This is a genomic window from Caballeronia sp. dw_276 (assembly GCF_018449635.1).
Classification (GTDB): Bacteria; Pseudomonadota; Gammaproteobacteria; order Burkholderiales; family Burkholderiaceae; genus Caballeronia.
Map to the genome: position 1 here is coordinate 39,061 of NZ_JAAVUV010000001.1, position 22,849 is coordinate 61,909.

The following is a 22,849-nucleotide window of genomic DNA, read 5'->3' on the forward strand; positions in this document are numbered from 1 at the left end:
TTGGAACGCGTACGCGCATTTGATTCGCTCAAAAAAGCCACTACGCGCCGTCTGCGGCTCGCATCGATGTAAATTTTGTTGGCTAGGCGCAACGACCGGCGCCTGATAATTCGGCCATCGTAAATCAAAAATACGATACAAATCAGTCACTCGCGTACGGTGGCGAACCGGGTCCGAGTCGCGCGCTAGATTGAACTGCTCGCTGTCGCAACGCGGTCACGCTGCGCTAAATGGCCCTTTATTGCTGGATTTACCACGATTAATCGCGCAACCGACTTCAGGCGTTCGACGCATGAAGCCCGCCGCATCCATGCAAATGCAGCGGCCATCAGTTTACGGCATCGCCGTGCGCGAAAGAATTCGACCCTGCCGCGCGAAGTGGAACGACCCTGTAACAAGCATCCAAAAAGCGAACGCGTTAGAATACGCGGTCAAGTTCGGCCTTAAAGTTGAAACGAATGGTCTATTTTTAGGCAATTGTTTCGTGAAGCTTTTCGGAGAAGCTTTAATTTTGCTTACAACAAATCGACCGGATTTGATCGAAGCTTAGCCGGTTCCATTCGAAACCCGCGCCAGTCGGAGTTCGCCCGAATATGCGTATTATCCTTGCTCAACCCCGCGGCTTTTGTGCGGGTGTGGTCCGTGCGATCGAGATTGTCGATCGCGCTTTAGAACGACATGGCGCGCCCGTCTACGTGCGCCATGAGATCGTCCACAATCGGCATGTTGTCGACAATCTGCGTAGCAAGGGTGCGCGTTTCGTCGAGGAACTCGATGAAGTGCCGCACGGCGCCGTCGCCATTTTCAGCGCACACGGCGTCGCGCAAACGGTAGAAGCGGACGCGCAGGCGCGCGGCCTGGATGTTCTCGATGCAACCTGCCCGCTCGTCACCAAGGTTCACGTGCAAGGCCGGCAATATGTCGCGCAGGGCCGCACGCTGATATTGATTGGACACGCGGGGCATCCGGAAGTGGAAGGCACGATCGGCCAGATTCCCGGCACCGTGGTATTGGTACAGAGCGAGGCGGAAGTCGCCACGCTCTCGCTGCCGGTGGACGAGCCAGTTGCATACGTCACGCAAACCACATTGTCCGTGGACGACACACGCGGCATTATCGACGCGCTGCATCGGCGTTTCAGTGACATCGTCGGGCCGGATACGCGTGACATTTGCTACGCCACGCAAAACCGGCAGGCCGCAGTCCGCGAACTCAGCACGCAAGTGGACGTGCTGCTCGTGGTCGGCGCCACGAATAGTTCGAACTCGAACCGCCTGTGCGAGATCGGCGCCGAAACCGGCGTGCCGAGCTACTTGGTCGCGGACGGTTCGGAAGTGAAGGCCGAATGGTTTGCGGGCGCGCAGGCGGTCGGCATCACGGCTGGCGCGTCGGCGCCGGAAGAAATGGTCAAACACGTAATTGATGCACTGCGCGCGCTGGGCCCTGTTGAAGTGACGACAATGTCCGGCCGCGAAGAAAAAGTTGAATTCAAACTCCCCGCGAAGCTGACGAAGCCGCTTGCAGTGGCAACGGCTTCCGCTGGCGCCCTTCGCGAAGATTAAGGAGCACACGCAATTGTCTATTCCGATGCTGCAAAAAGTCCGGGTTGGCGCATACATCGCGCGCCAGCATTTCATGCGCAACAAGCGTTATCCGCTCGCGTTGATGCTCGAGCCGCTGTTTCGCTGCAATCTTGCTTGTAATGGTTGCGGCAAGATCGATTATCCGGATCCCATCCTGAATCAGCGTATTTCCATGGAAGACTGCCTCGCCGCCGTAGATGAATGCGGCGCGCCGGTAGTTTCCATTGCCGGCGGCGAACCGCTGCTGCACAAGGAAATGCCGCAGATCGTGAAGGGCATCATCGCGCGCAAGAAGTTCGTGTACTTGTGCACGAACGCGCTGCTGATGGAAAAGAAGATGGACGACTACGAGCCGAATCCGTACTTCGTCTGGTCGGTTCACCTCGACGGCGACAAGCAGGCGCATGACCATTCGGTCTCGCAAGACGGCGTGTACGACAAGGCAGTCGCGGCCATCAAGGAAGCGAAGCGTCGTGGTTTCCGCGTGAACATCAACTGCACGTTGTTCAACGACGCCGATCCGGAACGCGTGGCGAATTTCTTCGATACGCTCGGCCCCATGGGCGTGGACGGCATCACGGTCTCACCGGGTTATGCGTATGAACGCGCGCCGGACCAGCAACACTTCCTGAATCGCGAAAAGACGAAGACCTTGTTCCGCGACATTTTCAAGCGCGGCGACAACGGCAAGCGCTGGTCTTTCAGCCAGTCGAGCATGTTCCTCGACTTCCTGGCCGGCAATCAGACGTACGAATGCACGCCTTGGGGCAACCCGGCGCGTACCGTGTTCGGCTGGCAGCGTCCGTGCTATCTGCTCGGCGAAGGTTATGTAAAGACCTTCAAGGAACTGATGGAAACCACCGAGTGGGACAAATACGGCACGGGCAAGTACGAAAAATGCGCCGACTGCATGGTTCATTGCGGCTTTGAAGCAACCGCCGTGATGGACACGGTTGCGCATCCGCTGAAGGCAGCACGCGTGGCGTTGCGCGGTCCGCGTACCGAAGGCGCGTACGCGAAAGACTTGCCGGTCGATAATCAGCGCCCGGCGGAGTTTGTTTTCTCGAAGCACGTCGAGATCAAGCTTGAAGAAATCGGTCGCGCGAAGACCAACAAGGGCGGCAAGCAAACAACGACGGCTGCGGCCTGAGTTTCTCAGCGTGTTGTGTTTCCGCGGCCGGTTTGTCCGGCTGCTGGAACTGCAGGAAAAAGGACGGGTGGATAGCGTTGCGTTGAGCGGCGTATTCCATCCGTTCTTGTTTTCAAGACGCGCTTTCGGCGAGCCCGTGTAGCATCGCGTGTTTTCAGGCAAACAAGCAGGATGCTATGGCCGACTTCAACGTAATGATCAATCTCGGCAAAGCCGACCTCGACGACTATCTGCTTCTTGCGAAGGCACTGCGCAAATCAGGCTTCAGCGAGACGAAGGCCGCGCAAGTGGCAGCGGATTATCGGCTGCTGCCGGCTTCGTTTCGATATTCGAGCACTACTGAAGACATGATCGCAGTCAGAGAGAAGGCGCTGAAATCCGCAAAGAACGTTTCGTCGGCAGCGATGGTGCTTGTGTCGGAGTGCTGAGAGCGTCAAGCGAAACTTGGTGCGCATAAAGTTTGGTCCCTGCCAAGTGGTGTCAACCTAAGGATAAAAAAAACGCAGCCGGCTTTCGCCGGCTGCGTTTTTTGCTTCACCTCGCCAACGTTATTCCGCCGTCCGTGCGTTGTGCGTGGTCAGGAACTTGATCAAGCCGTCCACGCCGCCCTTTTGCAACTGTCCGGCGAATTGCGTCTGATATACCTGGATCAGCCACGCACCCATCATGTCGATGTCGTAGATCTTCCAGCCGTCCGGCGTCTTTTCCAGCCGATACCGCACCGGATTGTCCCCTCCCGTGGAATACACATGTGACTGGACAACAGCGTCTTTGCCACCGGCATCGAGCGTGGGGGAATCGAACTTGAACTTGACGTCTTCATCGCGTAATTGCGAAAGCGAGGACGTGTACGTGCGCACCAGCAGCGTCTGGAATTGATCGTAGAGTTGTTTTTGCTGTTCCGGCGTCGCGGTGCTCCACGCTTTCCCAACAGCAATGCGCGTGGTGCGCTGGAAGTCCGTCGCCGGCACGAAGCGCGTCTGCACCAGTTGCGTGATCTTGGCCATGTCGCCACCACGAGCCTGGGGATCGGCCTTCATCGCGTTGACCGTTCCTTCTACAGCGCCTTTCACCACTGCGTCAGGACTTGTTTGCGCGAAAGATGCGCTGGAAAAAAGCGCCGCCGAAACAGCCAGGGCGACAAAAGCAACACGAGCGGGCAAATAGCGTTTCATACGACCGATAGTTCGAGTATTGGAGGGCGATGTCCAGTTGGTAGCGAAGGTCATCTGCGTGACGATCTTCGCATTGGCCTGGACTCGATGCATCGTCAGTATATCGACCGGCGTACCGGCCGACAGTTCATGGAAGTTTCGAGCCCGCTTCCTGGCGGCGCATCGGCATTGCATCGATAGTCGATATCAACTCCCGCGCCGAAATCGGACGCGGCGAATCGATTTTCACGCCGCCATCCTTGCCGACCAGCAAGGCCCGGAAACCTTGCTGCCCGACGCCGAAACGCTGCCTGAGCGCACTGGCGTTTTCGCTCGCGCCTTTGACTGTGCCGCCAATCACCTCGATCAGCGCCAGATCGCGCTCCCCGAACCCCGCACCCGTTTCTGCAATGGCCGCGCGCTGAGCGGCAAGATCCGCGGATTGTGAGTCCGCGGCGAAGATGACGAGCAGGCGATCGTGCCACGTGTGTTGATCGATGGAAACGGAAGTGGCCGCGAACGCAAAGTGGCTTGCAAAAGCTGCAGCGAAAACAGGTGCTAACAGGGAAAGTTTCATGGCGGCGCCTCCTGATGCTTCATATTACGGCTCGCGCGGAAACTGCGCTGACAGACCTGGCTTACCTTCCCGCCGGCAATTGCGACCGCAACTCCTTACGCATCACCTTGCCGGTCGGCGTCATAGGCAGCGCATCGACAAAACGAATCTCGCGCGGATATTCATGCGCCGCAAGCCGCGTCCTCACGTGTTGCTGAAGTTCGCGCACGAGCGTTTCGTCAGCCACAAACCCCGCGTTCAGCACGATGAACGCCATCACGATTTCCGTGCGGGCGGCATCGGGCGCACCGATCACCGCCGCCATGCTCACCGCCGGATGCCGAAGCAAACAATCTTCAATAGGCGCCGGCCCGATGCGGTATCCCGCGCTGGTGATCACGTCGTCGTTGCGCCCGACAAAGCGGATAAAACCATCAGCGTCGCAAAGACCGAGGTCGCCGGTGAGCAGGAACGGGCCGCGGAATTTATCGCGCGTGGCCGGCTCGTTGTTCCAGTAGCGCAGGAACATGACCGGGTCCGGCGACTTGATCGCAATATTGCCGGGCGTGCCGGGTGCGAGTTCGGCGCCGTTGTCGTCGACGATCGTCACCCGATGTCCCGGCGCGCTGCGCCCGATCGCGCCCGGGCGGGGCTCGAACAAGCTCGCGCACGATGACACCACCACGTTGCATTCCGTCTGCCCATAGAACTCGTTGATGGTCACGCCGAGCGCAGCGCGTCCCCACGCAATCAGTTCTTCTCCGAGTGATTCGCCGCCGCTTGCCACCGCGCGCAGCCGCAATTTCCACTGCTCGGGATGGGCAACCGAGCGCATCATCTTGAGCGCGGTCGGCGGAAGGAACGTGTGTGTGACGCCATGGCGCGCCATCAGGTCGAACGCGGCGGGTCCATCGAATTTTTCGAAACGGCGCGCGAGCACCGCGACGCCGTGATGCCACGATGGCAGCAGTACATCGAACAAACCGCCAATCCACGCCCAATCCGCGGGCGTCCACATCAGCTTCGCGTTCGCCGGAAACAGGCCTTGCGACATTTCCACGCCCGGCAAATGACCCAGCAACACGCGATGCGCAAGCAATGCGCCCTTGGGTTTGCCCGTCGTCCCGGACGTATAGATGATGGCGGCGGGGTCATCGGCGGCGGTATCTACGGGCGTAAATGCGTCCGGTTCCGCGCGCAACGTCTCCCAGAACATATGGGCGTATTCGGGTGCGTGTTCGTCGTGCTCTCCGCGTACGTAATACGCGGCCTTCAGGTCCGGCAGCGTGTCGCGGATCTGCTCGAGTTTCTGGAAGCCTGCGTGATCCGTAATGAGCGCGGCGGCGCCGCTATCCGCGAGCCGATATTGGATCGCATCCACGCCAAACAGCGCGAACAAAGGCACCGCGATGCAACCCGCCTTGTAGATCGCCAAATGCGCGATGGCCGTTTCCGGCGATTGCGGCAGAAAAATCCCGACGCGATCGCCACGTTTCAAGCCCGCGCGCGTCAAGGCGTTGGCGAATTGATTGGACAGCGTTTTGAGTTCATCGAAGGTAAAACGCGTTTGTTCGCCATCGCGCGTTTCGTAGATGAGCGCAAGACGCCCCGAGCCGTCGGCCCATTTATCGCAGACGTCCACGCCAATGTTGTATTGCGCAGGCACCTGCCACGAGAACGCGGCGTTCAGGGTTTCGTACGAATCGGCTGCGGGAAGCATCGTTTCTTCCTTGATTTTTGGAGGTTATTCGCTGGCTTGTTGCAGGCCGGAGGGCGGCTGGTAGCGCGAAAAACCGTTGAACTCGAGCGTACGCTCGGACGCGGCCAATGGCCACGAATGGCGGGCATTGGGCACGCCGCCATCGACGCGAATCACCGAGCCGCTGATAAACGCCGACGCCTCCGATAACAAAAACACCGCCGCGGCCGCAAGTTCGGATTCCGTACCAAAGCGCTGCAATGGCACCTTGTGCTTGAGTTCGCGCAGCAACGCGCGATAACGCTCGTCATAGCTGTCCATTCCCGCCGATGCAATCCATCCAGGCGCCACGGCATTCACGCGAACGCCCGCGTAACCCCATTCGCACGCGGCGGTTTCGGTGAGATTCCAGACACCGGCGCGCGCCGCGCCTGAGTGCCCCATGCCGGGCATGCCGCCCCAGATATCGGCGAGCATGTTGACGATCGCGCCGCCGTATTCGCGCATGTATTGCGTGAAGCATTCGCGCGACATCAGGAAGGTGCCATGCAGGTTGTTGCGCACGACGGCGTCCCACCCGTTAAGCGAAATCTTGTCGAGCGGCGCCGGGAACTGGCCGCCCGCGCAATTGAAGAGACCATCGAGTTGCTTGAAGTCGGCGAGCGCGGCCGCCACGACTTGCTTGACGCTGGTTTCATCGCGGATGTCGCAGGCGTAGCAGCCGATGCGGCCTACGCTTTCCGGGTAATCCGCCGCGAGTTCGTCGCGAACAGCTTCGAGTTTTGCAAGCGTTCGCCCGACCAGCACGACCGATGCCCCAAGCGATACCAGCTCATGCGCCGTGCATCGGCCGAGCCCGCTGCCGCCGCCAGTGACCAGGACGACCTTGTTCTCGAAGAGGCCGGGGCGGAAGACGGAGCGGTATCGATGAATGGATTGCATGTCGGATTCGCCAGAAGAGATGCGGTTGAGTAAAACTCAAATTTCTGTTGTACGTCAAGCTGGGATATACCTTTGACTCTCACAGCCATGCATCTTAGAAATTGAGCTAAACTCAAATTACTTACAAATCTTCCACCAATATGACTCCGTCCAAAGCCCTCCCCGCCCGGCGCGCGCCATCGAGCGTGAAATCCGAGCAACGGATGAGGGACATCCTCGTCGTTGCGCGGGAAGTGTTTTCGGAGCGTGGATATTCGTCGGCGACGACGATTGAAATGGCGCGGCGGTTGGGGGTATCGGAGGCGACGGTTTTCACGTATTTCTCCGGCAAACGCGATCTGTGCGTGCGCGTGATCTGCGACTGGTATGACGAGATCATCGCTGAGATCGAAGCCACGTTGCCGCACATCACCGGGACACGCGCGAAGTTTTTCTTCCTGATCCGCACGCATTTGTACCGGCTGATGATCGACGGGCCGGGGCTTTGCGCACTGATCCTTTCGGAAGGACGCGCCAAGGACGACACTTTCGGCAGCGAAATACTGCAACTTCAGCGGCGCTACACTGCGCCGCTCATGCAGGTGCTGGCGGAGGGCGTCACCGCAGGGGATATTCGCGCCGACATGCCGCTCAGCCTGCTGCGATCGAGCATCTACGGCCCGATGGAACACGTCCTGTGGGACGCAATCAGCAAGAAATCGGTCGATATAGAAGAGACCTCGAACCGCCTCGCGCAACTCTTATGGCAAGGCCTTCAGCCACCGAACCCGAGTGTGGCCGCGCTGGACCAATTGCAGCGCGATATGGCCACAGCACTGCGGCAATACGACCAGGCCGTTGCATCGAAAAAATGACGCTCCGCCGTCGATTCCGGCCGCATTAACACCGGTTTTCTCCCTCTTCCCGCTAATTCTCCAGACAAGACCGCACTTTGTTTGCGCGGACTTGGTCCGTCGGTCACTCGTTAAGTTCATTTTATTCAATTGAAAACGATTGTTACTTATGTAATGATACCGATTCGCATTTACACAATCGCCTACTTAGGTTGCATCTATCGCTCAAGCGTGATGCCGGCCGGTGGTTGCTTGTCTGCTCCAAACCCGTCATAAACGCGTCGCCGTCAATCGCGACCTTCCATTCACGGCTCGCGCCACGCGCGGCCATTAACCATTTAGTACCGGGGATGCACATGTTGAGGAAGACACCGCTTGCCGCCGCGATCATGAGCTTCGTGGCTGTACCCGCTGCCGCACCGCTTTTCGCCTACGCGCAAACCGCACCGAGCGCTCAGGTTCAGACGCCGGCACAAGCCCAGCCTGCAGCCGTTACGCCCGCTGAAAATGCAACGTTGCCGCCGGTCCAGGTGACGGGGCAAGCGGATACATCGAACGATTTCCAGCCGGAAAAATCGAGCGTCGGCGCAAAGGTGCCGACCGCGTTGCGCGATATTCCGCAAGCAGCCGTGGTCGTCCCCAAGTCCGTGCTGCAATCGCAGGCCGCAACGTCTTTCTCCGATGCCCTTCGCAACGTGCCCGGCGTGACCATCGGCGCGGCGGAAGGCGGCCAGATCGGCAACAACATCAACTTGCGCGGGTTCTCGGCGCGCACGGATATTTACCTGGATGGTTTCCGCGATCGTGGCCAGTACTATCGCGATACGTTCGATCTTGAATCCATCGATGTGTTGTACGGCCCGTCATCGCTGTATTTCGGGCGCGGCTCCACGGGCGGCGTGATCAACCAGGTGAGCAAGCAAGCGGGACTGAAAGCGCACGCATCGGTTTCGGCAATGGTCGGCACGAGCGACCGTTATCGCGGCACGTTCGACATCAACCAGCCGATCTCCAGCACGTCGGCCATCCGCGTGAACGGGTTCGGCCAGGATCTCGGCTCGACGCGCGACGTGATGAAAAGCAAGGACTACGGCTTTGCACCGACGGCGACCTTCGGTATAGGCACGCCCACGGAAATCACGTTGTCAGCGCTGATCCAGCACAATCGCGATCAGCCCGATTACGGCATTCCCCCGGTGAACGGCGCGCCCGTTCCGGTCAGCAAGAGCCAGTTCTACGGCTTTGTAGGCGACCGCACGATGCAGGACGTACAGACAGTTTCGGCGCGTATCAAGCATCGTTTCAGCGATGACCTCACGCTGCGCAACCAGACGCAATTCAGCCACTACAGCACCGAAGCACGCGCAACAAATGCGGCCGCCGTGCTGACCGGACCGCTGGGAACGTCGCCGGCGCTCGCGAACGGCAATTTCACGTCGCTGCCGCTTTCGTCGCTGTTCGTGAGGCTGCAGGGCAAGGACCGCAACATCAACGATCATTCGGTCTACAACACGACCGATATCGACTACAAGTTCAATACGGGCTTCCTCAAGCACGAAGTGATCGCGGGCGTGGACCTGAGCCACGAGACCTACAGCAACCAGTCGTTTACCGCGACCACGCCGGGCTTGCCGTCGAATACCATCGCGATCGTGCCGCTGCTTAATCCGCAATACACCGAGCGTCCGGCCAACACGAAGGAAGTCGCAACGAACCTGGTTGAATCGAGCGCGAACGGCATCGGCATTTATGCCAACGATACGGTGTCGATCGGTCAGTACTGGAAGGTCGTGGGCGGCGTGCGCTGGGACCGGTACGAGGCGTCGATCAAGAACACCATCAACGCGCCTTCGTACGGCACGCAAACCAATTTCTTCACGAGCGTGCGCGGCGGGATCATTTTCCAGCCGACCGAGTGGCAGTCGTACTACGTGTCGTACGGTACGTCGTTCAACCCGTCGCTGGAAGCGCTGACGCTCACGAACAACCAGCAGAACACGCCGCCGGAATCGAACCGGTCGTACGAAGTCGGCACGAAATGGGATTTGCTCAACGGCGGTTTGTCGGTGACGCAGTCGCTTTTCAATATCGATAAAACCAATGCCCGCACGCTTCAGGCCGACGGCAGCTATACGCTCGACGGCGACGTCCGCGTGCGTGGTTACCAGCTCGGACTTGCAGGTCACATCACGAACAAGTGGCAGGTTTTCGGCGGTTATACGTACATGGACGGCGAGGTTGTGAAGGCGCTGGACAATACGAACGGCAAGACGCTCGCCAACACGCCGCGCAACATGATCACGTTGTGGACGACCTACGACCTCACGCCGCAATGGACGTTTGGCGGCGGCCCGGTCTATACGTCGGCGCGATACGCGGCCAGCAACGACTTCGTGCAGGTGCCCGCATACACGCGCTGGGACGCGATGGCCGCATATCACCAGAAGCGTTACGACATCCAGATCAACGTGCAGAACCTGACCAACAAGCATTACTACGATGCGTTGATTCCATCGGATGGCGGCCGCGCGGTGCCGGGTTACGGCCGCACGTTCCTCGCGACGCTAAACTACCGGTTCTATTGATTCCATCGGTCAGGCGCGGCGGCGCTGCATATAAATCATGATCCTTTCGATACCCAACGTTCTCAGCCCCGAGGACGCCGCCGCGATGCGCCAGCGGCTCGATGCATCCGATGCCTGGGTGGACGGCCGCGCAACGGCCGGCTACCAGGGCGCGCCGGTCAAGCGCAATCAGCAGATTGCGCAGGAAGCACCGATTGCGTTCGAGCTCGGCGACAAGATCATTGCGTCGCTCGAGCGGCATCCGTTGTTTATCAGCGCGGTGCTTCCGAACAAGGTTTATCCGCCGCTTTTCAACCGGTATGAGGGCGGGATGCACTTCGGCAGTCATGTCGATGGCGCCATCCGTCTCGTGCCCGGCCATGGGACGCGAGTGCGCACGGACGTGTCCATCACGGTTTTCCTCACGCCGCCCGATGAATATGACGGCGGCGAACTGGTGATCGAGGACACGTACGGCGTGCAGGAAGTAAAGTTGCCGGCGGGATACGCGATTGTTTATCCGGCGACGAGTTTGCATCAGGTCCGGCCGGTGACGCGGGGAATGCGAGTCGCGAGTTTCTTCTGGGCGCAAAGCCTGGTTCGCGACGACACGCGGCGCAGTTTGCTATTCGATATGGATACGGCGATTCAACGGCTCAACGCCGAAAATGCCGACGATGCCGCCCGGCGCACGCTCGTGGGGTGTTATCACAATCTGTTGAGGATCTGGAGCGAGACTTGAGCGGATGCCAGGAGAGCTGCGCATAGCTCGATCCCGTCGAGATTCCCCACGGCAGTTAAGTCAATGACCATTCTTTGTCATTAACTGTAGTCTTCAGAAACGCGCGTTAATCTCCCCGCCCGCGCCCTTCCCTGCTGCCCGCTCCTTACGACCGGTATACTCACGCGTCGCCCAAAGTCGCCTGAAAGGCGCCTTCCGCACTTTTTCCCACAAGAATCACCGAACAAGCCCTTCGAGGCATCCGTCTTCATGCTCACGCCTCTTATCGCGCGTCTCGTCACCTTGTCCATCCGCCGGCCGGCGTGGATTATCGTTTTGTCGCTGTTGGCCGCGATTTTCAGCGGCTATTACGTGCTGCATCACTTCAAGATCAGCACCGACATCAGCCAGCTGATCGAGACGGAACCCGACTGGGCGGCGCGCAGCCACGCCATCGACGCCGCCTTCCCGCAGCGCGGTTCCACCGTGCTCGTGGTGGTCGAAGCACAAGCGCCGGAATTCGCCGATGCCGCCGCCAATGAGCTCACAGCCGCGTTGAACAAGGACACCAAGAAGTTCACGGCCGTCTCGCAACCCTCGGGCGGCGATTTCTTCGAGCACAACGGCCTACTGTATCTTTCCGCCGATAAAGTCGCCGACACCACCCAGCAACTCGTCAAGGCGCGCCCGCTGATCAACGCGCTGGCCCACGATCCCACGCTGACGGGCCTCGCCGGCACGCTCAACACCAGCCTGAACATTCCGCTGCAACTCGGCCAGGTGACGCTCGGCCAGATGGCGAAGCTGCTTGGACAAAGCGCCAACGTGCTCGATAAAGTCGTCGCCAATCAGCCGGCGGTGTTCTCGTGGCGCAATCTCGTCGATACCTCCGCCACTCAACCGGCGCGCGCTTTCGTCACCGTGCAGCCCGTGGTCGACTACAACGCGCTGGAACCCGGCGCGAGCGGTTCGAACGCGATCCGTGCGACGGCCGCCGACCTGAAGTTGTCGGAGAAATATGGCGCGGCCGTGCGGCTTACCGGCGAACAGCCCCTTTCCGATGAAGAATTTGCATCGCTGAAAGATGGCGCCGTGTTGAACGGCATCCTGACGTTCATCGTCGTGCTGGTGATTCTCTGGCTTGCACTGCGCTCGGGAAAGATGATCGTCGCCGTGTTCATCACGCTGTTCGTCGGGCTCGCGATCACGGCGGCGCTCGGCCTCCTGATGGTCCACGCGCTCAACCTGATTTCGGTCGCGTTCATGGTGCTGTTCGTCGGGCTCGGGGTCGACTTCGGCATCCAGTTCGGCGTGCGGTATCGCGAGGAACGCTTCAAGGACGACCGGCTCGATGTCGCGCTCGTCAGCACCGCGCGGCACGTCGGCGTGCCTTTGACGCTCGCCGCCGCAGCCACAGCCGCCAGCTTTTTCTCGTTTTTGCCGACTGCGTATCGCGGTGTATCGGAGCTCGGGCAGATCGCGGGCGTCGGCATGCTGGTCGCATATTTCACGAACATGACGCTGCTGCCCGCGCTGATCAAGGTGTTCGGGCCACCGGGCGAAGCGGGTTCGCCGGGCTTTCCGAAGCTTGCGCCCGTTGATGAATATCTTGCGCGCAACCGCAAGCCGGTGTTGATCGGCACGCTGATCGTGGTGATCGGCGCGCTGCCGCTCTTGATGCATCTGCGTTTCGACTTCAATCCGCTGAACCTGAAAGACCCGAAAACCGAGTCGATGGCCACGCTGATCTCACTCAAGGACGCCCCTCAGGCGGCCGTGAACGATGTCAAAGTGCTGGCGCCATCGCTGGAGGAAGCGGACAAAATAGCCGCCAAACTGGCCAAATTGCCGGAAGTCGAGCGCGCGACGACGCTGTCGTCGCTGATTCCCGCCGATCAGCCGAAAAAGCTCGAGTTGATCTCGGCGGCAGCGGCGCAGCTTCTCCCGGCGTTGAACCAGCGTGTCGCCGAACCGGCCAACGACGCCGTGCGGCTTGCATCGCTCAAGCGTTTGTCGAACTCGCTGGAACTCGCCGCCGACGAACACCCCGGCGCTGGCGAAAACGAAGCGCGACGCCTCGCCGCAACACTGAAAAAGCTCGCCGCCGCCGATGCCGCCACGCGCGATCGCGCCGAACACGCCATGTCGGAACCGCTTCGCATCGCGCTTGGCCAGATGCGCGCGTTGCTGCAGCCGTCGCCCATCACGCAGGATTCGCTGCCGAAGTCGATGACCGAAGGCTGGCTCGCCGCGGACGGCCACGCGCTCGTGGAGGCATCGCCGAAAGCGCTGGAAGGCAAGAATCGCGACGACGACCAGATGCTCGCCCGCTTCGCCAACGCCGTCCAGAAGGCCGAGCCGAACGCCATCGGCGGCCCTATTTCGGTGCTCCATTCGGCCAACACGATCATCAAGGCTTTCGAGCAGGCGGCGGTGTTGTCGCTGATCGCAATCACGATTTTGCTGTGGATCACGTTGCGTCGAGTGGGCGACGTTTTGAGAACTTTGATACCTTTGCTGGTTTCCGCCGTGGTCACGCTGGAGTTGTGCGTCGTGTTCGACATGCCGCTGAACTTCGCGAACATCATTGCGTTGCCGCTAATGCTGGGTATTGGCGTGGCGTTCAAGATCTATTTCGTGATGGCGTGGCGCTCGGGGCAGACCGGTTTGCTGCATTCCAGCCTCACGCACGCCGTGATGTTCAGCGCCGCGACCACGGCAACGGCGTTCGGCAGTTTATGGTTCTCGCATCATCCGGGCACGTCGAGCATGGGTCGCCTGCTGGTTTTGGCGCTATTTACGACGTTGATTGGCGCAGTGGTATTTCAGCCGGTTCTAATGGGCAAACCCCGGGTGCAGCGCAAAGGCGCCGACACTCTTTAATTCGTACGATCACCAGCAAGATCCAAGGAAACGACTCATGACGATGGCAATCACGCCACGCGCCGCCCGCAACTTGCGCGCTTTGTCCGGCGGCGCGGCACTCGCCGCCGCTTTGTTGCTGGCGGGCTGCGCGACCGGTCCCGACCGAAAACCGGGCGATCCGCTCGAGCCGATGAACCGCGAGATTTTCAAGTTCAACGACGCCGCCGATAAATACGTCGCACGCCCCATCGCCGAGGGTTACGTGAAGGTCACGCCAAGCCCGCTGCGCACGGCGATCAGCAATTTCTTCTCGAATATCGGCGACATTGGCAACTTCGCGAACAACCTGCTGCAACTGCGGATCACGGACGCAACCGAGGATCTGATGCGCTTCGCGTTCAACTCGACGTTCGGTATTGGCGGGTTGATCGACTGGGCGACGCTGGCCGGTTTGCCGAAGCACAACCAGGACTTCGGCTTGACGCTCGGGCATTACGGCGTGCCGTCAGGGCCGTACCTTGTGTTGCCGCTGCTCGGACCGAGTTCGGTGCGCGATTCCACGAGCTGGATCGCGGGTTATCCGCTCAACCCCGGCACGTACCTGGCCGCCGGTCCAAACGCTGCATTGTTCGGCGTGCGTTTCATGAGCGCGCGGGCCGATCTGCTGGGCGCGACCGACATCCTGTCGCAAGCGGCGCTGGATAAATACGCGTTCGTGCGCGATGCCTACACGCAGCGTCGCCAGTATTTGCTGACGGGCGCGGCGAACGCCACACTGCCTGATTATGGCGATGAAAGCGGCGCGACCGCCGTGCCGCCGGAAGGCGCGAGTGCGACGACCGCGCCGGCGCAGCCGGGCGCAGGCGGCAGCAGCAAGTCGCAAGGCCTGCCGGACTATTCGGACCCGGCGGCGCCCTCGGCCAAGCCGGCCACGCCCGCTACCGGTGCGCAGAAAAGCAGCGACGAAAGCGTGCCGCAATACGAAGATCCCGCAGCGAAGTAATCGTGCTGCTCTGAACTCGCGATACAGCCATCAAGCTGTATCGCGGGCGCGTTTTTCTTCGCGGGCGACCAAAGCCGGCGATGACGCTTCACCCAGCCGCGGCATTCCGAGCTGCGCGCGCAACATCCCGCGATCCAGCTCCTTCTCCCATGCCGCGACCACGATCGTCGCCACGCCGTTGCCCACAATATTGGTCAGCGCCCGGCATTCCGACATGAACCGGTCGATGCCGAGTATCAGCACCATGGCGGTCACCGGCACGGTCGGCACGACCGAAAGACTCGCCGCCAGCGTGATGAATCCCGCGCCGGTCACGCCCGTCGATCCCTTCGATGTCAGCATGGTCACCGCCAGCAACGTGACTTCCTGCATGACGGTCATGTGGGTATTCGTCGCCTGCGCGAGAAACAGCACGGCGAGCGTCATGTAGATATTGGTGCCATCGAGATTGAACGAATAGCCGGTCGGCACGACCAGCCCGACGATCCCGCGCGAGCATCCAAGCCGCTCCAGCTTCTCCATCAACTGCGGCAACGCGGCTTCCGATGTCGATGTTCCCAGCACGATCAACAACTCGTCCCTGATATATGCCAGGAAACGAAACAGGCTGAAACCACACAACTTCGCGACCAGCCCCAATCCACACGTCACAAACAAGAACGCCGTCAGATAGAACGTGCCGATGAGTTTCATCATCGGCAGGAGGGATTCAATGCCGTATCGGCCGATGGTGAACGCCATTGCCCCGAACGCGCCGATGGGCGCGAGGCTCGTGATCACGTGGACGATCTTGAAGAACGCTTTCGACAATGCCTCGATCAAGCCGATCACCGGCTTCGCCGGTTCGCCCATCACGGCGAGCGCGGAGCCGAACAACATCGCGATCAGCAGCACCGGCAGGATGTCGCCCTGCGTGAACGCGCCTACGAACGTGTCCGGGATGATATGCATCAGAAAGCCGGTCAGCCCTTCGCCGTGCTCGGCTTTCGCCGCATATCCGGCGATGGAGCTTGCATCGAGTGTCGATGGATCGACGTTGAAGCCCTTGCCCGGCTGCAGGACGTGCGCAGCGAGCAGGCCAATCGCCAACGCAATGGTCGATACAACCTCGAAGTAGATCAGCGCCTTGCCGCCCACGCGTCCGACTTTGCGCATATCGTGCATGCTCGCAATGCCCGTCACCACCGTGCAGAAAATCACCGGGCTGATGATCATGCGCACGAGCTTGATGAAGGCGTCGCCGAGCGGTTTCATCGCGATGCCGTCGGCCGGAAGAAAATGGCCGAGCAGGATGCCCGTGATGATTGCGGCGATCACCTGAACGTAGAGCACTTTGTAGAAAGGCTTTTTACGCGGTTTGAGATTCATGTCTCCTCCTTGGTTGAGGCAAAGCGCGTCCCCGCCGCCTTTGGCATGCGCCAAAAGCGGTCAGAATCGCGTCGTTTTGAATGCGGCCGGGGCCGCGCGGCTACATCACGGCAGCCCAGGGATAGCGCTCGAAGTGGCGCTTTTCGAATGCTTCGATATCGGCGAGTTGCGTGAGCGTCAGGTCTATGGTGTCCATGCCTTCGATCACCATGCGTTTGTGTCTTGCGCCCAGCGGGAATGCGAAGACCTTGCCGCTGGTTGTCGATGTCACGGTTTGCGCTTCGAGATCGATCTTTAGTTCGGATTCCGGATCATTCAAGGATTCACGCAGCAGGACATCTACCGCTTCGCGGTCGAGTTGCACGAGAAGCAGGCGATTGTTCATCGCGTTCGAGTAGAAGATTTCAGCGAAACTCGGCGCGATGACCGCATCGAAACCATATTGCTGAAGGCCCCAGACCGCGTGTTCACGGCTCGATCCACAACCGAAATTCGATCCGCCAATCAGGATGCGCGCGCCTTTGTATTGCGCTTGATTCAGCACGCAAGCGTCGATTGGGTCGCCGTGTTCATCGAAGCGAAGGTCGTAGAGAAGACCGTGGCTCAAACCCGCTTTATCGATGATCCGAAGAAACTGCTTCGGCATGATCTGATCGGTATCGAGATTTTCGATGGGCAACGGGGCCGCGCTGCCCTCGATGATTGCCAGCTTAGTCATGGCGGTTCTCCAGCGTGCGGACATCGGTGATCTTTCCGGTCAGCGCCGCGGCGGCGGCCATTGCGGGGCTCATCAAATGCGTGAGGCCGCCGCGTCCCTGCCGGCCCTCGAAATTGCGATTCGTCGTCGATGCACAGCGTTCGCCTGCTTGCAGGAAGTCGTCGTTCATCGCGAGACACATCGAGCAACCCGGCTCGCGCCATTCGAAGCCGGCGCTCTTCAAGGTATCCGCAATGCCTTCCGCTTCGGCTTGACGACGCACTGAACCCGAGCCCGGCACGACCATCGCGCGCACGCCTGGGGCGACCTTTTGCCCGCGAACAATCGCCGCAACGATGCGCAAATCCTCGATCCGCCCATTCGTACACGAGCCGATAAACACGCGGTCGATCGGCGTTCCGGCTATCGGTTGATTGGCTTCGAGGCCGATGTATTCCAGCGCGCGGCGTAACGCGGCGGCGGCTTCGGGCGTGGACTGGGACGCGGCATCGGGGACAAGTGCGTCTACGCGCATCGCCTGATCGGGGCTCGTGCCCCACGTGACGAAGGGCGCAATGTCACTTGCATTGAAAGTGTGTTCGGCGTCGAAGGTCGCGCCGTCGTCGGACTTTAGCTGCGTCCAGTCGGCAAGCGCGGCTTGCCACGCGGTTTCATCGAGCGACTTGGCGTGCGCGCGGACGTAGTCGAACGTGGTTTGATCCGGCGCGATCAACGCCGCCCGCGCGCCTGCTTCCACCGTCATGTTGCACAAGGTCATGCGCGCCTCGGCAGAGAGCGCGCGAATCGTCGAGCCGGCAAATTCCACGGCGAAACCCCGCGCGCCCTGAGCGCCGATCTGGCTGATGACCCAGATGATCACGTCCTTCGATGACGTGCCGTAAGGCAACGCGCCGTCGATTGTGATGCGCATTGTCTTCGCCACGCGATACACGAGCGTCTGCGTCGCGAGCACGTGCTCGACCTCCGACGTGCCGATGCCAAACCCCAGCGCGCCGAGTGCGCCGTAGGTCGTCGTGTGGCTGTCGCCGCACAGCACGGCCATGCCCGGGCGGATCAGGCCGAGTTCCGGCGCGACGATGTGCTCGATGCCCTGCAGCGGATCGTTCGCGGCGAAGAGGCGAATGCCGGCGTTGTCGCAATTGCGCGCGAGGTTATCGGCTTGCAGGAGGGACGCGGCGTCGCGGATTACGCGCGGCGATTCGGCGTGGGTCGGAATGATGTGGCTCACCACCGCGAGTTGCTGCTTTGGGCGGCGCACGGGACGGTTTTTATCGGCGAGACCGCTGAACGCTTGCGGACTGGTGTACTCGTTCATCAGATGCAGATCGACGTAAAGCAGGACGTTCTGGTCATCGATATGCGAAACCGTGTGCGAATCGACGAGCTTTTTATAGAAGGTTGTGGGGATCGACATGGCTGGCTCTACGCTTTGAAAAACGGCAACGCGCATTCGATCAACAACTCGGGCGCTTCTTCGGGGATGTAATGGCCGCATGGCAGCGCGTGGCCGGCGACTTTGTCGGAGAACGATTTCCATTCGGCGACCGGGTCGAAGCACTTTTCGATCACGCCTTCCGCGCCCCAGAGCGCCAGGAATTCGCATGCGATTTTCTGCCCTTTGGCCAGCGTCTCGCGATCGTGCTCGAGATCGATCGTCACGCTCGCCCGATAGTCCTCGCAGATGCCGTGCGCGGTGCCGGGGAGCTGGAGGCATCGAAGATATTCGGCGTATGCCTCTGGCGTGAACGGTTTCAACCCCGCGCTGCGAGCGCCGATGGTCTGCTTCAGGTAAAGGTCGGCGTCGGCGTTGATCAGTGTTTCGGGGAACGGCGCCGGGCGCACGAGGAAGAACCAGTGCCAGTAGGCGCGCGCAAAATCGAACGAGGTCTTTTCGTACATTGCGAGGGTCGGCGCGACGTCGAGCGTGAGAAGTTTCGTCACCGCGTCCGGATGGTCCAGCGCCATGCGCACGGCGACGCGGCCGCCGCGATCGTGGCCCAGCACCGCGAAGGTTCCATGGCCGAGCGTACGCATCAGCTCGACCTGATCCTGCGCAAGCCGGCGCTTCGAGTAATTGCTGTGATCGGGCAGACCTTCGGGTTTGTCGCTGTCGCCGTAACCGCGCAGATCCGTGATCACGAGTGTGAAGTGCTCGGCAAGCATGGGCGCGACCTTGTGCCAGATCGCATGCGTTTGCGGATGGCCGTGCAGCAGCAACAAAGCGGGACCGGCGCCGCCCGTGATTGCCTTGATTTTGACGCCATCGACTGTCGCCGATACGTCCTTGAATTGATCGAACATCATTGTCTCCAGCAGTTTTATGAAGTTTAATTGATGCGTCAGCCGATACAGTTTCTATTCAGGCAATCCAGACTTAACTTTTAGGAACGAATCCGATGGACGGTTTTTCCGACCTCAACCTGTTCACGCTGGTGGCGCGACACCGAAATCTGGCTGCGGCGGCGCGCGATCTCGGTGTGACGCCGCCATCGATCAGCAAGCGGCTTGCGCAACTCGAACGACGCCTGGGGGTGCGGCTGTTGAACCGGACGACGCGGCGCGTCAGCCTTACGCCCGAAGGCGAGTTGTATTTGGCGAACGGCTCGCGCATCCTCGATGAACTTGCCGAGCTAGAACAGCTCGTCACGAAAAGCCGTGGCGAACCGACCGGGTTGCTGCGCGTGAATGCATCGTTTGGGTTTGGACGCAGACGCGTGGCGCCGGCGGTATCGAAGTTCATCGCGCGGTATCCGGCGATCAAGATCCAGCTGCATTTGTCGGACAAGCCGGCGAATTTGCAGGAGGAAGGGTTTGATCTGGGCATCCGTTTCGGCGATGTCCCCGACGCACGCATCAATGCCCGCCTGCTCGTGAAGAATCGGCGGGTCGTGTGTGCGTCGCCGGAATATGTAAAGGAGTTCGGCGCGCCCGTGATGCCGCACGATTTGACGCGGCACGCGTGCCTGGTGCTGCGGGAGAATGAATCGGCCTATGGCACGTGGCACTTCACGCGCGGGAAAAAGGCAGAGACGGTCAAGGTAGACGGACCATTGAGCAGTAACGACGGCAGCGCAGTGCTGGAATGGGCGCTCGAAGGACGCGGCATCGCCGTGCGCTCGCAATGGGAAACGGAGGCTTTAGTTCAGGATGGAAAACTCGTGGTGCTGCTGAACGACTGGACGCTGCCCAACGCGGATATTCATGCCATCTACCTAGAACGGCACGAGTTGTCCGCGAAGCTCAGGACGTTTGTGGAGTTTCTGGGGGAGGAGTTGCGAGGATTTCGAATTGATAATCGTGGTGCTGATTAAACGCGAATAATTAAGGCGTTATTACAACGCTTAATTATTCGCGTTTTAAAGGCGCTGATTACGCAGCGCGCTCGAAAGCGGGTTGTGCATGGGCATTCCATTCATCGACTTTTGCCGGGTCGGGATGTGCGTGCCACCGTGCGTCGATTTCCGTCATGCCATAGGCCAGCGCAAACTTCCGGGCATCCAGCGCACACGCGAAGTGCCCCAGAATACCGCTCGCGCGCTGAAGGCCATCGAGTTCCCTGACAATCAGCATGGCGGCATACGTACCATCGTCGTAGGCCGCCATGGGAATCAGAACAACATTCTTGTAAGCGATCTCACCGTCGCGCATGTCGGACTCCTCTCAGTTCACGATCCCACCGTCCAAGGTTCTGGGCCGGACCGATACGTAAATTTGTGTTTAGGCATTATCGATAAACAAAATAACCGAGTCATCAGGATTTGCCCTATTTCGAAATTTCTTAATAGATTCGAGCGGTTTTAACAGCGGTTCTGATGCAGTTCCGAGCTTCATTCAGAATGCGCTTCGTTAATCGATGTGCGCCTGCTGTTATCGAAGACGAATGAGAGTCCGGTTTATTGCAGTGCGACGAGCGTTTGCCTCGCATTTCTTGCGGCGCTTTTTTATCCTGGCGTATGCTGGCTTTGACGTTAACTGGACGATGTGGCCGCGTCGAGGCATGCGTGCCATCCTGACAACCGACTTTTTGGGGGACTTGTGAAAATCGAATCGACCGAATGGTTTCCGTTGAGTGACTTTGCACCCGTTCGCGATGGCTGGTACGAGGTTCAGCTCGCCAGTGGCGAAACCGCGTTTGCGAAGTTCGGCGCGGATGAGTGGACGGAAAAGCCGTTGCTGGTTTTTACCCACTGGCGCGGACTGGTTGCGGATCCAAGCGCCGCCCAAGAAACGGAAAATATCAGCGCGGAAGTCGTCGCGGCCGAGGGCGTGAGAGCGGTTTGGGACAAGTTCTTCCCAGGGTCGGGGGAAGAACAACATAAGCCGTTGGGAGCCGGGTAACCGGAAATCGGGTCGTCTTTGCTTTTAGTGCACGAGAGTACGGCACGCCGCGTGTGACAATCAGCCTTCTCCATTCTCACAACCACATCGCGGCGGCTACACATGAACAAGAAAGTGACCTATCTGGTCAGCATCTTTATCGGCAGTCCGACGCAGCAGCACGCAAAGATCAAGGATATCGCCGTGCAATTGTCGGGCGGCGACTACGAGTTCTTGCATCTTCATCAGATGGGCGCTTTTCTTGTGCTCAACACCGACCGGGATGCGCGGGATTTATCGAGTTCATTTGCGCGTGCCACCGCAGCCGATGACCGCGTGTTCATTTGCGAGATTGGTCAGGACTGGCACACACAAGGTCTGAACAAAGCGATGTTCTGGCTGCAGAACCATCTTTCTACCAAGACACAAGCGCCTGCTGCGAAGAAAGGGAACCCGTTCGGCGACTGATCACGGCCACCGGCCCCAGAACGCATCCGAACCGCTGCATTCCGTACGAATGAAATCGGTCAGCAGTTTGACTCGGGCAATGTCCCGCGTATCGGCGTGTGACACCAGCCAATAGGAACGGCTGAGCGCGATTTCATCGGGCAGTATGCGCACGAGCGCCGGCTCGTTGCGCGCGATAAAACACGGCAGCACGCCGATCCCCGCGCCGCCGCTTACGGCGGCCGCCTGACTGATCACATTCGAGATCCGCACCGACGGCATCAACGCCGTCGATATCTGCGATAAATAATCGAGCTCCGTGCTCCACATCAGGTCGTCGATATACCCAATCCACCGATGCTTGAAGATGTCCTGAAAGGTATTGATGGGCGCGTGTGAAGCAAGGTATTCGCTCGATCCAAAAACGCCCAGCGCGTAATCATTGAGCCGATGCGCATAAACGCGGCCACGGGTCGGCCGCGTCATGGTCACTGCAATGTCCGCCTCGCGCTTCGACAAGCTGAACATGCGCGGATTTGCGACCAGCTCGATCTCGAGATCCGGATGCGCGGCCGTGAGTTTTGCGAGCCTCGGCGCCAGAAAATATGTGCCGAAACCCTCGGGCGTTCCCACACGAACGGTGCCGGTCAAACCGCCTGAAGGATCATCGAGACGCGCGTTGATACGCATCGCAAGACTTTCCATGGCCTCGGCATCGGTCATCAACCGTTCGCCTTCGGGCGTCAGTAGAAACCCGACCGAACTGCGCTCGAACAAGGTCACGCCAATGCTCGCCTCAAGCGATGCAACCCGCCTGCTCAACGTGGAATGATCGACGCCCATTTGCTGCGCCGCGATAGTCAGGCGTCCTGCGCGGGCGATTGCGAGGAAGGCTTGAAGGGCGTCCCAGTCGAACTTTCGCATGGGGA

Annotated in this window: 22 protein-coding genes; 12 read left to right on the plus strand and 10 right to left on the minus strand. The window is 59.9% G+C overall.

Features of this window, described 5'->3' with window-relative positions; translation table 11 throughout:
- Positions 1-292: 292 nt before the first annotated feature.
- From HB633_RS00175 to HB633_RS00190, 4 genes are all read left to right on the plus strand, one after another.
- A complete protein-coding gene (locus HB633_RS00175; RefSeq protein WP_213776073.1) occupies positions 293-550 on the plus strand; it encodes a hypothetical protein in 258 nt (85 codons plus the stop codon).
- A gap of 43 nt (positions 551-593) precedes the next feature.
- The gene (gene ispH / locus HB633_RS00180) at positions 594-1,562 is read left to right on the plus strand and encodes a 4-hydroxy-3-methylbut-2-enyl diphosphate reductase (protein ID WP_213776074.1); all 969 of its coding nucleotides are present in this window, start codon (positions 594-596) and stop codon (positions 1,560-1,562) included.
- A gap of 13 nt (positions 1,563-1,575) precedes the next feature.
- Entirely contained in the window at positions 1,576-2,733 is a 1,158-nt protein-coding gene (gene hpnH, locus HB633_RS00185; protein ID WP_056363824.1) for an adenosyl-hopene transferase HpnH, read from the plus strand.
- Between the two features lie 176 nt (positions 2,734-2,909).
- The gene (locus HB633_RS00190; protein ID WP_213776075.1) at positions 2,910-3,161 is read left to right on the plus strand and encodes a hypothetical protein; all 252 of its coding nucleotides are present in this window, start codon (positions 2,910-2,912) and stop codon (positions 3,159-3,161) included.
- Between the two features lie 120 nt (positions 3,162-3,281).
- Here the strand turns inward: HB633_RS00190 and HB633_RS00195 are convergent, their stop codons facing one another.
- The 4 genes from HB633_RS00195 to HB633_RS00210 all read right to left on the minus strand — a co-directional run bounded on the left by HB633_RS00195 (position 3,282) and on the right by HB633_RS00210 (position 7,084).
- A complete protein-coding gene (locus tag HB633_RS00195) occupies positions 3,282-3,908 on the minus strand; it encodes an ABC transporter substrate-binding protein (RefSeq protein ID WP_213776544.1) in 627 nt (208 codons plus the stop codon).
- Between the two features lie 127 nt (positions 3,909-4,035).
- Positions 4,036-4,464: a DUF4174 domain-containing protein gene (locus HB633_RS00200; protein WP_213776076.1), complete on the minus strand. Its 429-nt coding sequence runs from the start codon at positions 4,462-4,464 to the stop codon at positions 4,036-4,038.
- Between the two features lie 61 nt (positions 4,465-4,525).
- On the minus strand, positions 4,526-6,163 hold the full coding sequence (locus HB633_RS00205) for an acyl-CoA synthetase (protein ID WP_213776077.1): 1,638 nt from the start codon (positions 6,161-6,163) through the stop codon (positions 4,526-4,528).
- 24 nt (positions 6,164-6,187) lie between these two features.
- On the minus strand, positions 6,188-7,084 hold the full coding sequence (locus HB633_RS00210; RefSeq protein WP_213776078.1) for an SDR family oxidoreductase: 897 nt from the start codon (positions 7,082-7,084) through the stop codon (positions 6,188-6,190).
- A gap of 140 nt (positions 7,085-7,224) precedes the next feature.
- On the opposite strand from HB633_RS00210, the gene HB633_RS00215 reads away from it, so the two are divergent.
- The 5 genes from HB633_RS00215 (at position 7,225) to HB633_RS00235 (ending at position 15,070) form a co-directional block, all read left to right on the plus strand.
- Positions 7,225-7,938 carry a TetR/AcrR family transcriptional regulator gene (locus HB633_RS00215; RefSeq protein WP_213776079.1) on the plus strand — a complete coding sequence of 238 codons (714 nt, stop codon included), beginning with the start codon at positions 7,225-7,227 and terminating at the stop codon, positions 7,936-7,938.
- A gap of 335 nt (positions 7,939-8,273) precedes the next feature.
- A complete protein-coding gene (locus HB633_RS00220; RefSeq protein ID WP_213776080.1) occupies positions 8,274-10,502 on the plus strand; it encodes a TonB-dependent siderophore receptor in 2,229 nt (742 codons plus the stop codon).
- A gap of 37 nt (positions 10,503-10,539) precedes the next feature.
- Complete coding sequence (locus tag HB633_RS00225) at positions 10,540-11,223, plus strand: Fe2+-dependent dioxygenase (RefSeq protein WP_213776081.1); 684 nt, start codon at positions 10,540-10,542, stop codon at positions 11,221-11,223.
- Between the two features lie 249 nt (positions 11,224-11,472).
- A complete protein-coding gene (locus HB633_RS00230; protein WP_213776082.1) occupies positions 11,473-14,085 on the plus strand; it encodes an MMPL family transporter in 2,613 nt (870 codons plus the stop codon).
- A 43-nt stretch (positions 14,086-14,128) separates the two neighbouring features.
- Positions 14,129-15,070: a VacJ family lipoprotein gene (locus HB633_RS00235; protein WP_213776545.1), complete on the plus strand. Its 942-nt coding sequence runs from the start codon at positions 14,129-14,131 to the stop codon at positions 15,068-15,070.
- A 30-nt stretch (positions 15,071-15,100) separates the two neighbouring features.
- Here HB633_RS00235 and HB633_RS00240 read toward each other — a convergent pair whose 3' ends face one another.
- From HB633_RS00240 to HB633_RS00255, 4 genes are all read right to left on the minus strand, one after another.
- Positions 15,101-16,438, minus strand: a complete 1,338-nt coding sequence (locus tag HB633_RS00240; RefSeq protein WP_213776083.1) for a dicarboxylate/amino acid:cation symporter — start codon at positions 16,436-16,438, stop codon at positions 15,101-15,103.
- Between the two features lie 100 nt (positions 16,439-16,538).
- Positions 16,539-17,156 carry a 3-isopropylmalate dehydratase small subunit gene (leuD, locus tag HB633_RS00245; protein WP_213776084.1) on the minus strand — a complete coding sequence of 206 codons (618 nt, stop codon included), beginning with the start codon at positions 17,154-17,156 and terminating at the stop codon, positions 16,539-16,541.
- Positions 17,149-18,570, minus strand: coding sequence for a 3-isopropylmalate dehydratase large subunit (gene leuC / locus HB633_RS00250; protein ID WP_213776085.1), 1,422 nt, complete (start codon positions 18,568-18,570; stop codon positions 17,149-17,151). The genes leuD and leuC overlap by 8 nt, the downstream gene beginning before the upstream one ends.
- A gap of 8 nt (positions 18,571-18,578) precedes the next feature.
- Complete coding sequence (locus HB633_RS00255; protein ID WP_213776086.1) at positions 18,579-19,457, minus strand: alpha/beta hydrolase; 879 nt, start codon at positions 19,455-19,457, stop codon at positions 18,579-18,581.
- Between the two features lie 95 nt (positions 19,458-19,552).
- On the opposite strand from HB633_RS00255, the gene HB633_RS00260 reads away from it, so the two are divergent.
- Complete coding sequence (locus HB633_RS00260; protein WP_213776087.1) at positions 19,553-20,467, plus strand: LysR family transcriptional regulator; 915 nt, start codon at positions 19,553-19,555, stop codon at positions 20,465-20,467.
- 58 nt (positions 20,468-20,525) lie between these two features.
- On the opposite strand, the gene HB633_RS00265 is transcribed toward HB633_RS00260, so the two are convergent.
- Positions 20,526-20,804, minus strand: a complete 279-nt coding sequence (locus HB633_RS00265; RefSeq protein ID WP_213776088.1) for a hypothetical protein — start codon at positions 20,802-20,804, stop codon at positions 20,526-20,528.
- 387 nt (positions 20,805-21,191) lie between these two features.
- On the opposite strand from HB633_RS00265, the gene HB633_RS00270 reads away from it, so the two are divergent.
- Entirely contained in the window at positions 21,192-21,494 is a 303-nt protein-coding gene (locus HB633_RS00270) for a hypothetical protein (RefSeq protein ID WP_213776089.1), read from the plus strand.
- Between the two features lie 102 nt (positions 21,495-21,596).
- Entirely contained in the window at positions 21,597-21,941 is a 345-nt protein-coding gene (locus HB633_RS00275) for a hypothetical protein (RefSeq protein ID WP_213776090.1), read from the plus strand.
- On the opposite strand, the gene HB633_RS00280 is transcribed toward HB633_RS00275, so the two are convergent.
- Positions 21,942-22,844 (minus strand): LysR family transcriptional regulator, encoded by a 903-nt coding sequence (locus HB633_RS00280; RefSeq protein WP_213776091.1) that lies wholly within the window; start codon positions 22,842-22,844, stop codon positions 21,942-21,944.
- Between the last annotated feature and the right edge of the window lie 5 nt (positions 22,845-22,849).